The sequence below is a fragment of the Saccharopolyspora elongata genome (genome assembly GCF_004348985.1).
Lineage (GTDB): Bacteria > Actinomycetota > Actinomycetes > Mycobacteriales > Pseudonocardiaceae > Saccharopolyspora > Saccharopolyspora elongata.
This window is the reverse complement of the sequence record NZ_SMKW01000095.1, coordinates 21,915-33,476: the sequence shown is the minus strand read 5'-3', so window position 1 is coordinate 33,476 and position 11,562 is coordinate 21,915. Positions and strand designations below refer to the sequence as shown.

Annotated in this window: 10 protein-coding genes and 1 pseudogene; 2 read left to right on the top strand and 9 right to left on the bottom strand. The window is 66.7% G+C overall.

Annotation, left to right across the window (positions count from 1 at the left end):
• Positions 1-327: 327 nt before the first annotated feature.
• The 6 genes from E1288_RS40465 to E1288_RS40435 all read right to left on the bottom strand — a co-directional run bounded on the left by E1288_RS40465 (position 328) and on the right by E1288_RS40435 (position 6,928).
• Positions 328-1,071, bottom strand: a complete 744-nt coding sequence (locus E1288_RS40465) for an MIP/aquaporin family protein (RefSeq protein WP_132493966.1) — start codon at positions 1,069-1,071, stop codon at positions 328-330.
• 1,024 nt (positions 1,072-2,095) lie between these two features.
• Positions 2,096-2,890, bottom strand: coding sequence for an acetoin reductase (locus tag E1288_RS40455; protein WP_132493965.1), 795 nt, complete (start codon positions 2,888-2,890; stop codon positions 2,096-2,098).
• Positions 2,891-2,964: 74 nt separating this feature from the next.
• Positions 2,965-4,107, bottom strand: coding sequence for a glycerol dehydrogenase (locus tag E1288_RS40450; protein WP_132493964.1), 1,143 nt, complete (start codon positions 4,105-4,107; stop codon positions 2,965-2,967).
• A gap of 43 nt (positions 4,108-4,150) precedes the next feature.
• A complete protein-coding gene (locus E1288_RS40445) occupies positions 4,151-5,176 on the bottom strand; it encodes an NAD(P)-dependent alcohol dehydrogenase (RefSeq protein ID WP_132493963.1) in 1,026 nt (341 codons plus the stop codon).
• Positions 5,173-5,928 (bottom strand): metal-sulfur cluster assembly factor, encoded by a 756-nt coding sequence (locus E1288_RS40440; RefSeq protein WP_132493962.1) that lies wholly within the window; start codon positions 5,926-5,928, stop codon positions 5,173-5,175. The genes E1288_RS40445 and E1288_RS40440 overlap by 4 nt, the downstream gene beginning before the upstream one ends.
• 1 nt (position 5,929) lies before the next feature.
• Complete coding sequence (locus E1288_RS40435) at positions 5,930-6,928, bottom strand: amidohydrolase family protein (RefSeq protein ID WP_132493961.1); 999 nt, start codon at positions 6,926-6,928, stop codon at positions 5,930-5,932.
• A gap of 179 nt (positions 6,929-7,107) precedes the next feature.
• Between E1288_RS40435 and E1288_RS40430 the strand changes: the two genes are divergently transcribed.
• Positions 7,108-8,607: an AAA-type ATPase lid domain-containing protein gene (locus E1288_RS40430; protein WP_132493960.1), complete on the top strand. Its 1,500-nt coding sequence runs from the start codon at positions 7,108-7,110 to the stop codon at positions 8,605-8,607.
• 31 nt (positions 8,608-8,638) lie between these two features.
• Here E1288_RS40430 and E1288_RS40425 read toward each other — a convergent pair.
• Positions 8,639-9,091: pseudogene (locus E1288_RS40425) on the bottom strand (transposase); the annotation flags it as partial.
• A 65-nt stretch (positions 9,092-9,156) separates the two neighbouring features.
• On the opposite strand from E1288_RS40425, the gene E1288_RS48340 reads away from it, so the two are divergent.
• Positions 9,157-9,441 (top strand): hypothetical protein, encoded by a 285-nt coding sequence (locus E1288_RS48340; protein ID WP_207954829.1) that lies wholly within the window; start codon positions 9,157-9,159, stop codon positions 9,439-9,441.
• Between the two features lie 45 nt (positions 9,442-9,486).
• On the opposite strand, the gene E1288_RS40415 is transcribed toward E1288_RS48340, so the two are convergent.
• Together E1288_RS40415 and E1288_RS40410 are read right to left on the bottom strand one after the other, a co-directional pair.
• On the bottom strand, positions 9,487-10,284 hold the full coding sequence (locus E1288_RS40415) for an enoyl-CoA hydratase/isomerase family protein (RefSeq protein WP_132493959.1): 798 nt from the start codon (positions 10,282-10,284) through the stop codon (positions 9,487-9,489).
• Positions 10,284-11,561, bottom strand: a complete 1,278-nt coding sequence (locus E1288_RS40410) for a CaiB/BaiF CoA transferase family protein (RefSeq protein WP_132493958.1) — start codon at positions 11,559-11,561, stop codon at positions 10,284-10,286. Before E1288_RS40410 ends, E1288_RS40415 begins: the two co-directional genes overlap by 1 nt.
• Between the last annotated feature and the right edge of the window lies 1 nt (position 11,562).

Below are 11,562 nucleotides of genomic sequence, written 5' to 3'. Positions count from 1 at the left end.
CTGGCGAGCGGGCCCACGCCCGAGCCAGGCGTAGAAGCCCGAGCGGGCCACCTCGAGCACGCGACATAACCGCTGGACGCCGTAGACGGCACGGTGGGCGGAGATGAACCGGTAGCGGTGAGTCATCCACCCGTCTCCTGCGCGAAATAGGCGGCTGCTTTACGCAAGATCTCTTTCTCGGTCTCCAACTCCGCGACCCGCTTACGCAACCGGGCCAGCTCGGCATCCTTATCCGCTACGTCGTCTGCCCCCGATGGGCTTCCCCCTTGGGTGTGGACACCATTCTCGCTCTACCGCACCTCGATTTCGCTCCTTCGACCCCTGGCGTCAGCTGACGGGCAGGACCAGCGCCAGTCCACCGGCCAGCATCCCGCCAATGACCGGTCCGACGATCGGGACCCAGGAGTATCCCCACTCGGCCGATCCCTTGCCGTAGATGGGCAGGATCGCGTAGGCGATGCGAGGCCCGAGGTCGCGCGCCGGGTTGATGGCGTACCCGGTGGGGCCGCCGAGCGAGTTGCCGATGCCGATCACGAGGAAGGCGACCGCGGCGTAGCCCAGCGCGGAGTTGCCGAACTGCGGCACGCCGTCCGGGCCCGCTTCGGCACCGGGGCTGAGGATGATCCACAAGACCAGCACGAAGGTGCCGATGATCTCGGTGACGAGGTTCCACGGCGCATTCAGCACGGTCGGTCCGGTGCAGAAGATCCCGCGGGTGTTGGCCGGGTCGTCGTGGGTGTCGAACTGCAGCTTGTAGGCAGCCCAGCACAGCAGTGCACCGAGCGTGCCGCCGGCGAACTGCCCGACGATGCAGACCGGCACCTGTGACCACGGGACCTGACCGTTCACCGCCAGACCCAGCGTCACGGCCGGGTTGAGGTGAGCGCCGCTCGGGGACGCGATGCTGGCGCCGGCGAAGACCGCGAGACCCCAGCCGATGTTCACCAACAGCCAGCCGCCGTTGTGTCCCAAGGATTTTCGCAAGATCACGTTCGCGCTCACCCCGCAACCCAGCAGGGTGAGCGTCGCCGTTCCCAGCAACTCCCACAGGAAGATCTCACCAAGACTCATGGTGCCGTTCCTCTCGTCATGCCGGCATTGGCGCAGCGGTACACCGATGACTGTCCGAAATGGAGTGAGCCGGGTCCGGTACTGGCGCAGGGCAACACGTGTCCACGAGTGCCGCCAGCCGAACGCAGCGCGTTGGCCTGTGCCACCTAATCCAACGAATCTCCCGTTGGCAGGGCATGGCGCCGATTCGAGTCGGTTGTTTCGACGCGTGATCGGCACTACGCCGGCGCCATGCCCCTTCGCTGGAGTAGTGGCCCCTGACACCTGTCGCGGGGCGGCGTCAGAAAGCCAACATTGCAATAGCTTTCGAATGATGATGACGTCGGCGCGGTTCCGGACGTCGAGGAGTGCGCACCGCAGGGGCGAGGAGGACGGGCGCCTGCCGGTGGAGGACCAAGGTGTGAAGGGAGCGACGGTGTCCGCAACATCCGGTCGACGCCCGTCCGGGAAGCAACAGGATCGACGGCGCAGGATCACCGAGCTGCTCATGCCGAGGGCACCCTGCGGATCGACGATCTCGTGGACTCAGTGGGCGCCAGCGCCATGACCGTGTAGAACTGGGACTGTCAGGGGAAACGGTGCAGCTGCGATGCGTGCGTGGGGCGTGGGGTAACTGATCGTTGGTTGGGAGAGTACGTCCTTCGAAGGTGACGACGAAGTGGTCGAGACCTGGCCCGTCGACCTCCGCGGGCTGGCGACCTCCCGGCACTTCAGCGGCAGTCGTTGCAGCCGCACCCTTGACGCCCACTTCGGATAAGCGCTTCAGCTCCCCGGAGTGGAAAGCCACATCCAGGCGATCTGAGCTCGCTGGACCTCATACTTGGGACTGGGTTTGTTGGCGATGGCCGGGGCCGCAGTGCTCATGGCAGTGCAGCCGAAGAAGAACCGGCGCGGATCGTGGGACAGCAACAACGGCGACGATGGAGGCGATTGAACGACCGGCTTCGCCGACCGGGGAATCCGGCCGCCCTGGGTGCGGGCTTGTCGGCGGTCTTTTCGCCGACAAGCCCGCACCCGCCAGCGATCAGGAGAACTGAATGCCGCCGTCGATCATCACCGACTGGCCGGTCATGTAGTCGGAGTCCGGTGAGGCCAGGTAGGACACGAAGCTCGCGACGTCCTCCGGCACCGAGACCCGGCCAAGGTGGATCAGCTCGGAGTACTTCTCGATGGCCGCGCCCTTGCGGAGGCCCTCGTTCTCCGCAAGCTTCTCGTCGATGTAGTCCCACATCGCGGTACCCACGATCCCGGGGCAGTAGGCGTTCACGGTGATACCGTGCTGCGCCCACTCCATCGCGGCGGCCTGGGTCAGCCCGCGTACCGCCCACTTGGAGGCCGAGTACGGGCCGAGCAGCGGGAACGGCCGGTAGGCCACGATCGAGGCCGCTCCGATGATCTTTCCGCCATCTCCTTGCTTGATCATCTGCTTGGCCGCCGCGGTGTAGCAGAGGTACACGCCGCGGAGGTTGATCGACATCAGGTGGTCGAACTCCTCGGGCGTGCTTTCCAGCAGTGGCTTGACGTTGGCGATCCCGGCGTTGGCGACCATGACGTTGAGCTGCCCGAGCTCAGCGGCCACCTGCTCCACCATGGACTGCACCGCGTCCGGGTCGGACACGTCAGCCACGACCGTCGTTGCCCGCCGGCCCGTCGCCGCGATCTCGTCGGCGACCCCCTTGAGCTGGTCGGTGTTGGCCTCGATGTCGTTGACCGCGACGTCCAGGCCGTCAGCGGCCAGGCGCAGCGCGATGCCCTTGCCGATGCCTCGCGCGGCACCCGTGACCAGTGCGACGCGCGGCGATTTACCTTGTTCGGACATTGCTTTCTCCAACCTGTAGTGGAATTGCGAGGTCAGGACTCCTGGGCACGGCCACCTCGCCGAGCCAGGGCCAGTCAGTGGCATGTCGTGTAGGGCACTGGGCTTGGCAACTTCGCGGCTTCGCGGACCTGCACGGAGAACCGGTCGAGGGATGCCAGTGCACTGGCGACATCGTCGCTGGTCACGTCGAAGGGCATCGAGTGGATGGTCTCGCCTTCCACCGTCGACGCTGCTGCGACGGTGCGCAGCGACTCCGTGTCATCAGACTTGAGGCCGACCTCGATGAGTGTCGTCGGCAGCCCGACTTGCGTTGTGAACTCAATAAAGTCACGGATGTCACTGGTCCGGGCGCCCTCGAGAACCAACTGGGTCAACGACCCGATGTTCACCTTCTGACCGTGGGCGAGTCCGTGCGTCGCACCGACCGCCGTGAGGCCATTGTGGATCGCGTGGGCCGCGGCAAGACCTCCCGACTCGAAGCCAAGCCCGGAAAGAAGTGTGTTCGCCTCAATCACCTTTTCGACCGCTGGCGTCACCTGGTTGTCCATGACAGCGTCGATGGCGGGAAGCGCGTTTTCCCAGAGAACATCCCAGCTCAACTTCGCCAATGCGGTGCCGGTGACGGTGGGCAGACCGCCGGCCATCGTCTTCGAGCCGGATTGCGCGGTCGCCCGGGCTTCGAGCCAGGTGGCCAAGGCATCACCCACCCCGGCGACCAGGAAGGACGCGGGTGCGTTCGCGACCACCTGCGAGTCGATCAACACGAGGTCCGGGTTGCGGGGGAAGAACCGGTACTCCTCGAACTCGCCGTTCTCGGTGTAAATTACTGACAGCGCGCTGCAGGGTGCATCCGTCGACGCGACCGTCGGACAGTTGGCCCAGCGAACACCTGCCAGGAAGCCTGCGGCCTTGACCGCGTCAATGGTGCTCCCACCGCCTACCGCCACGGCGACGTCAGCGCCGGTCTGCTTGATGACATCGACGAGACGGTCCACCTCAAGAGCGCTGGGAATGCCATTGAACTTCTCGCGCACCAGCGGCAGGCCCGCTTTCCGAAGCGATGATTCGATGTCGTGCCCGACGAATCCCCAAACCAGGTCATCCGCCACGAAAAGTGGTGACGAGCCAAGCTGCTCGAGGTAGTCCCCGACGCGGTGGAGAGCGCCTTTGCCCTGCACATAACGGCCTGGGCTGATCATTGTTCGCATGCGTTCCATTGCGGCTCCCGGTGCGTGCGGCTTTCCTGTCGTTTCTGCTGGGTCAGGGCGTGAGGATGGCGCGGCCGCGGATGCGGCCGGCGTCGAGATCGTCGAGGGCGTCTTGGAAGCGGTCGAGCGGGTACTTGCTGGTGTGCAGCCGGACACGGCCCTGCGCGGCGAGGACCATCAGTTCGCACAGGTCGTTGTAGGAGCCGACGAGGTTGCCGATGAAGTTGATCTCGGCCGAGATGATGTCGATGGTCGGGACGTCGATGTTCTCGCCGTAGCCGACCACGTGGTAGTCGCCGGCGCGGCGGAGCATGCGGACGCCGTCGCGGGTGGCGCCGCCTTCGCCGACGAAGTCGATGACGGCTTCCGCGCCGTGCCCGCCGGTCAGGTCGAGCACCTGCTGGACGTGGTCGCCGTCAGCGACGACGCTGTGGTCGGCTCCGATGGACACGGCAAGCTTCACCGCGTCCGGGTTGCGGTCCACGACGACGAGTTCTGCCGGGGTCAGGGCTTTCAGCACCTGGATCCCGATGTGCCCGAGCCCGCCCGCGCCGATCACCACGCAGCGGTCTCCAGGCCGCAGGGTTCTGGCGGCCTTCGCGGCGGCGTGGTAGGCGGTCAGGCCCGCGTCGGCCAGCGCCGCGACGTCGGCGGGTTCGAGGGAGTCGTCGATGCGCACGACGCTGCGAGCCGAGGTCTTGAGGTACTCGGCGTATCCGCCGGCGGTGTCGATGCCGGGGAACAGCGACTGCTCGCAGTGCACATCGTCGCCGAACCGGCACGCGCGGCAGAGACCGCAGGTGATCAGGGGGTGCACGATCACCTTGTCGCCTTCGGTGACATTGGTGACGGCGCTGCCGATCGCGTGCACCCACCCCGCGTTCTCGTGCCCGATCGTGTAGGGCAGCGCGACGCCGGTCTTCTCGGCCCACTGGCCTTCGAGGATGTGGAGGTCGGTCCGGCACACACCGGCGCCACCGATCCGGACGATCACGTCGTAGGGGCCGGTGACCTCGGGGGTAGGGACTTCGGTCAGGCGGAGCGGCTGGTCGTAGCCGACGACCTGGACTGCCTTCATGATCCGTTCTCCTTCAGCTGCAGGTGCTCCGCCGCGTGTGCGTGGGGAGCCTGGTCGGCGGCCGACTCCGGGTAGCGGGTGCGCAGCAGGCCGCGGCAGAAGTGCGCGTTGCCCTCGATCGAGATCCGGATCGCGCGGGCGAAGCGCAGGCGCAGCGGAACTTCCGCGCGCGAGCAGGGGTGCCCGTGGTCATTCACAAGCACGGGAGCCGACGCAGCGATGCTCAGGCCGAGCGCTTCCCGCCGTTGCAGCAACGACCTCGTCGTGGGCGCGTCGGGGAGTAGATCAGCGATCGTGACGTCGTGCAGGTCCTCCTCGGTGAGCTCGGGATCCACCTTGAGCAGCAGGCCCAGCGAGCGCTCCATCGCCGCGGCGTGCGCCTTGCGGCGAAACGTCAGGCGCAGCTGCTCGAGGTCGTCCTTCGCCTCATGCGGGAACGTGCCGCGATATCCCGCGTCCGCGGCGAGACCGCGGTTGATCAGCTCCGAGTCGTGGTGTTCGTCGAGCACCACCACCACGTCGGTGACACCCGGCAGCGCCCGGAGCACGTCCTTGGCGTCGGATGCCATCAGGTAGGCGAAGTTCGGTGCGCAGAACGACGTCGGCAGCCGCAGGTGCGCGGTGACCACCCCGTCTGCCGTCGCCCCCAGCGACCGCACGAAACCGAGGTCGGTGATCGGTTCGTCCAGCTCCGGGTCCATAACCGTGTCCAGCGCCGCCCGCGCCGCCCGCTCCAGCAGTACCGGGTGCATCTCAGGCCACCGCCTGCTCTGCCAGGCCGAGGCCTTCCGGGACCTCGATGCCGTACATGGCCGCCGCGTTGAGCCCCAGGATCTTCTTCTTCTGCGACACGGTGATCGGCGCGTACTCGACCATGTCCTCGGGGATCTGGAACTCCACGAACCGCTCCACCAACCACTTCGGCGTCCACAGCGCGTAGTCGCTGGAGAACTGGATCCGGTCCTCGTCGAGCCAGTACAGGAGCTCGCCGATGATCTGCGCGAAGTACCGCGGCCGGGTGTGGATGAACGGCATCGCCACGGCCAGCCCGGCGTGCACGTTCGGTTCCTGCGTCGCGATCCAGCAGAAGTCCTCCAACCTCGGAAGACCGCAGTGCTCGACGACGAAGTTCAGCTCCGGGAAATCCGTGGCGGCCTTGTCGACGTCGGCGACGTCGAAGGCGTCCCGGTCCAGCGGCCGGATCGTCGGTCCCTTGTGGATATGGATGTTGCGGATTTCCAGTTCCTGGCAGGCTTCCAGGTATCGGTAGGTCCACGGGTCGTCCAGCTTGTAGCCGCGGGAGTCGCCGTGCCACTCCGCGGTGTAGAGCTTGACGCCCTTGAGCGAGAACCGCTCGGCGTCGCGCCGGAGCTGATCGAGCCCGGCCTGTTCGAAGCGCGGGTCCCAGCAGTGGTTGTAGGTCAGCTTGTCCGGGTGCTGCTGGGCGAGCGCGAACGCTTCCTCGGTCTGCCCGAAGCCGGTGCGGTAGAAGGCGCCGAGGTGGGCTGGCTGGAAGATGGCGTGGTCGACGTACCCGTCGGTGAACAGGTCGCGCATCAGGCGCTCACCGCCGTAGTAGAGGTACTCCTCGTACGACCACAGCTCCGACTCCGGGCTCAGGTTGCGGTGGTAGTCGTAAAAGCAGTCGATGAACTGCTTGCCGTGGATGTTGAGCTGGTTTTCGGGACGCGCGTCCCAAAGCGCGATGTGCGCGTCGACGATGAAGTAATTCTCGCCGTCCTTGCGGTACATGTCTGCACCCTCCCCTACGTGGCTGCTGTGGCACGTTGGGTCGGAACGCTAGACACGACGGCAGGGGCCGGGGAGCCTCCACGTGTCTCAGTTTGAGACATGCTGACCTATGAGGATCAGCGCATATGGCGTTACCGTGGCCGAGGTCGGCGCGACGACGCGTCGCGTGGAGGCCGGAAATGGACAAACCCCAGCGCGCACCCCACACGGACACGGCAGAGTGCCCCTTCTCGCCCCGCCGGGCGGCCGGAATCGCTCCGCGACTGCGCGCCTCCTGGCGGCGCAGCGAGCGCTACGGGTTGGCAGCGGACGAGCTGCGCCCGGTGTTCACCGGCTCGGTGGATACCGACTCGCTGCTGTACGAATGCGGCCACGAGGTGCTCCGCGGCCTGCAGGCGACGCTGGCCAACGAACCGGTGAGCATGATGGTCACCGACAGCGACGGCCTCGTGCTGGGCAGGATGTCCGAGGACAGCTCGATCAACCGTTCACTCGATCGGGTACACCTCGCACCCGGGTTCTACTTCGCCGAACGCAACGCCGGCACCAACGGGCTCGGCCTCGCCCTGGCCGATCGCACTCCGTCACTGGTGCGGGCGAACGAGCACTACTGCACCGGCCTGCGCGGCTACACCTGCGCCGCTGCTCCCGTCCTGGATCCGGTCAACGGCGGCATCGCCGGCAGCATCAACCTCACCACCTGGTCCGACTCCTCATCCGAGCTCCTGCTGGCCCTCGCCCAGGCAGCGGCCGGAAACACCACCTCGCTGATGCTGGCGCGCAGCGCGGGGCGCAAGATCCGACCGATGCCTCGCGGCGAGGTGTTCCGGGTCTACGCCGACCGCCTCCAGCAGCCGAGCACCACCTTCGCCGCGCTGTCGCCCACGTGGACCAATGCAGTCGCGCAAGCACGCACGGCGTTCCAGCAGGGGCTGCGCGTCGCGGTCATCGGCGAGCCGGGGGCGGGCAAAACGGCTCTGGTGTCGCTGGCCCGCCGGGAGCTGACGCGGGAACGCGTGCTCAGCGCCCGACCTCCAGCGCCGGAAGACATCGAAGCGTGGCTGACGCTGTGGGTTCCTGAACTCGGCAAGGACAACACCTGCATCATCGTCTCCGACGTGGACGCGCTGCCGGCCTGGGCCACGACCGAACTGGCCCGACTGTTCAGCGCGGTGCACCGGGCCACCGACCGGCTGCAACCATTCGTCATCACCGCCCGGAGGGACTACGCGATCCCGGAGGAGCTGCGCCCGCTGGTCGACGCCGTGGTGGAGGCACCCGCCCTGCGCTCCCACCCGGACGACATCCTCCCCCTCGCCCGCCACTTCGTCCGCCAGGACCGGGGCCGTGCCGTGACCTTCACCTCGGCCGCGGAGCGAGCGCTGACCTCCTACGACTGGCCGGGAAACATCCGCCAGCTCCGGAAGGTGATGCGTGAGGCGGCTGCAGGTGCCACGACGATCGACCTGCACCACCTACCGGCTGAGGTCTTCACCAGCCCAGGCCGCCCGCTCACCCGACTCCAGGCCGTCGAACGCGACGAGATCATCCGATGCCTGACCGAGCCGGGGACGACCGTGGCGCAGGCGGCGACCGAACTCGGCGTCGGTCGAGCGACGATCTACCGCAAGATGGCGCAATACCGCATCCGGATCCCCGAACAGACCACGAACCGCTAGTGGTCGCGCCCGTTAGTTCGTCGGGGATTGATCATGCGGTCAGTGGTTGTGGTGCGTGGCGATCGTGACTGCCGATCCTGGTGAGCAGCCGGTTGAGATCGTGGCTGGTGAAGGTCCAGTCGAAGGGGTGGGCGGTGGCGTTGTAGTGGTCTTGGAAGGACAGCAGCCGTTCGGCGACCTCGTCGAGATCGAGGAAGTCGTCCGAGGTGAGCGCTTTGCGCTGCACAGCGGAGAAGTAGATCTCCACCTGGTTCAACCACGAGGCGTGTACCGGTAAGTGGACCATGTGGGCGTTGGAAAAGGCGTCGTTCATACGGGCAGCCGCGGCCCAGTTGCGGTGGGATGCCCCGTTGTCCACGATCCAGAACACGCGGCGGGCGCTGGCGTAGGGCTCGATGGTCATGACCTGGTCGACCAGGCGAGAGAACGGGGCGATGCCAGTGGTGGGTTCGCAGCGTCCGATCACGTGGGCCCGGTGCACGTCGTAGGCGGCGAAGTGCCTACGTCACCGGCGAACTCTCCGACGGCACCACCCTGCCGCTTCTGCGGTTGCGCTACACCGGATCCGCCACTACCTGGGGCTTCGCCATCTACCGCGCCAGCCACGACGACTACGAGAACTCGATCCTGCCTAGCGGCTATTCCTCCCGGCACCACAGCGTCTTCCGCACCGAGCAGTTGCGCCAGCCAGGCATGGTCGAGGAGGCGATGAGGATCCAGCTCACCGCGTTGTTGGCCCAGTTCACTGCCGCTTGCAACTCCGCTGGGGAGCTTGCGGAGGCCGCCCGAGCCCATTTTGAGCAGCACCCGGACGCCGCGATCATCACCAGCTAATTCGATGCGAGCGGGTCCGGGCGACACCCTAATCACTGGTCCCTCTCAGTTAGGAGGGGGCTTGGTGCCGTGGCGGGACGGGAAGTCCGGCGGACGGCGTTCAGCGAAGGCGCTGAGGCCTTCGCGGGCGTCGGGTGAGGTGAAGGCCTTCTGACCGTAGAGGGCTTCGCTGTGGAAGGCCTGGTCCTGCGGGAGGTCGCCGAGGCGAAGGACGGCCTCTTTGATCGTCGCGAGCGCGGTGCCGCTCTTGCCCACCAGCCGGTGAGCGCGGTCGAGCGCGGCCTCGAGCAGCTGCGACGCGGGGACGACGTCGTTGAGCAGGCCGTACCGTAGAGCTTGGGTAGCCGGGATCCGGTCACCGTGGAGCATCAGCTCCATCGCCCAGACGTACGGGATCTGCCGTGTGAGCCGGGTGAGCGTGCCACCGGCGGGCACGACGCCGACACCGCTCTCGGGCAGACCGAACTCGGCGGTGTCGGCACTGATGCGGATGTCGGTGGACAGCATGATCTCGAACCCGCCGCCGAGGCAGAGGCCGTTGATCGCGGCTATCACCGGTTTGAACAGCGCAGTGTGCTTCTGGTGCGCATCATCCCATTCGGAAATGTCGAAACGCCCCTCCGCCAGGGCGGGGATGGACTCGGTGAGGTCGGCGCCGACGCAGAAGGCTCGGTCTCCGCTGCCGGTGAGGATCGCGACGGCGAGAGAGTCGTCGTCGCGGACCTCGGCGAAGGCCTCGCCGAGTTCTTCGTACATTGCGAGTGTGAGCGCGTTGAGTTTGTCCGGACGGTTGAACCGGATGATCGCGACCGCGCCGTCGCGGTCGAGGGCAATGCCGCTCATCAGATCACCCCCTTCTCGCGCAGCTCGGCGATGCGCTCGTCGTCGAGGTCGGCGAGTGCCCGCAGGACCGTGTCGGCGTGCTCACCGACCTTCGGCGCGAGCCCACGTGGCTGAGTGGGCGTGCCGGCGAGCTTGATGGGCGAGCCGAACATGCGCAGCTGCCCGAACTCGGGGTACTCGACGTCGACGATCATGTCGCGCGCGGCGATCTGCGGGTCCTCGACGACCTCGCCGATGTTCTTGATCGCACTCAACGGCACGGCGTCACCGACGATCTCCTCCAACTCGGCCTTCGTCTTGTCCTCGAACCACTTGTGCAGCAGCGGCCGGACCCGTCGTTCGTAGACCTCGGGTACGAATCGCTTGGCCATGGTGTCGATTTCGGGGTCGTCAGCGAGCTCGGGCTGTCCGAACAGGTCGCAAGACAAACGCCAGAACTTGTCGGTATAGCCGCCGAAGAACACGAACCCATCCTTGCATGGGTAGAGCTCGTAGGGCTTGACGAAGGGATGTTCGTTGCCCAGCGGCCCGGGGACCTTGCCGTCGACGGTGTAGGACACGACAGCGTTCTCCGTGAGGCTGAGCACTGAGTCCTGTTGGGACACATCGACCAGCTGTCCCTCGCCTGTCTTTTCTGCGTGCCGCAGTGCGGCCAGGGTGCCGATGACGGCGTACAGCGTCGCGGACAGGTCGCCAATGATGGTGCCGATGCGAGCGGGTGGCCAGTCCGGGAACCCGTTCATCGACCACAGGCCGCCGGTGGCCTGCGCGCTGTTGTCGTAAGCGGGCCGGCGCCGGTACGGTCCGGTCTGGCCGTAACCGGAGATCGCCGTGTACACCAGGCGCGGGTTCTCCCCACGCAGCACGTCGTAGCCGACGCCGAGCTTGTCCATCGTGCCCGGCCGGAAGTTCTCGACCAGGACGTCGGCACGTCGCACCAGCTTCTTGAGCAGGTCCTTACCGTCCTCAGTGGATAGATCGAGGGTGAGGCCGAACTTGTTCCGGTTGTACTGCGCGAAGAACGCGCTGAACTCCGCGTCCGGTCCGCCCGGCTCACCGGACGAGGACGTCAGCTTCGGCGGGAAGTCCCGGGTGTAGTCCGGGTCCTTCGGGTTCTCGATCTTGATCACGGTCGCGCCGAGGTCGGCCAGCAGCATCGAGCAGAACGGGCCCGCCACGACCCGGGTGATATCCAGAACCACGATGCCGCGCAGCGCGCCCCGAGACAGCCCGCCAGGCAGCATGCCCACAATCGTGCCGTCGTCGTTGATGGTCATG

Excerpts from the sequence above, each read along its gene's own strand:
- E1288_RS40430 (WP_132493960.1), top strand. The coding sequence starts at position 7,108 with ATGGACAAACCCCAGCGCGCACCCCACACGGACACGGCAGAGTGCCCC.
- E1288_RS40450 (WP_132493964.1), bottom strand. The coding sequence starts at position 4,107 with ATGGAACGCATGCGAACAATGATCAGCCCAGGCCGTTATGTGCAGGGC.
- E1288_RS40445 (WP_132493963.1), bottom strand. The coding sequence starts at position 5,176 with ATGAAGGCAGTCCAGGTCGTCGGCTACGACCAGCCGCTCCGCCTGACC.
- E1288_RS40415 (WP_132493959.1), bottom strand. The coding sequence starts at position 10,284 with ATGAGCGGCATTGCCCTCGACCGCGACGGCGCGGTCGCGATCATCCGG.
- E1288_RS40410 (WP_132493958.1), bottom strand. The coding sequence starts at position 11,561 with ATGACCATCAACGACGACGGCACGATTGTGGGCATGCTGCCTGGCGGG.
- E1288_RS40465 (WP_132493966.1), bottom strand. The coding sequence starts at position 1,071 with ATGAGTCTTGGTGAGATCTTCCTGTGGGAGTTGCTGGGAACGGCGACG.
- E1288_RS40455 (WP_132493965.1), bottom strand. The coding sequence starts at position 2,890 with ATGTCCGAACAAGGTAAATCGCCGCGCGTCGCACTGGTCACGGGTGCC.
- E1288_RS40440 (WP_132493962.1), bottom strand. The coding sequence starts at position 5,928 with ATGCACCCGGTACTGCTGGAGCGGGCGGCGCGGGCGGCGCTGGACACG.
- E1288_RS40435 (WP_132493961.1), bottom strand. The coding sequence starts at position 6,928 with ATGTACCGCAAGGACGGCGAGAATTACTTCATCGTCGACGCGCACATC.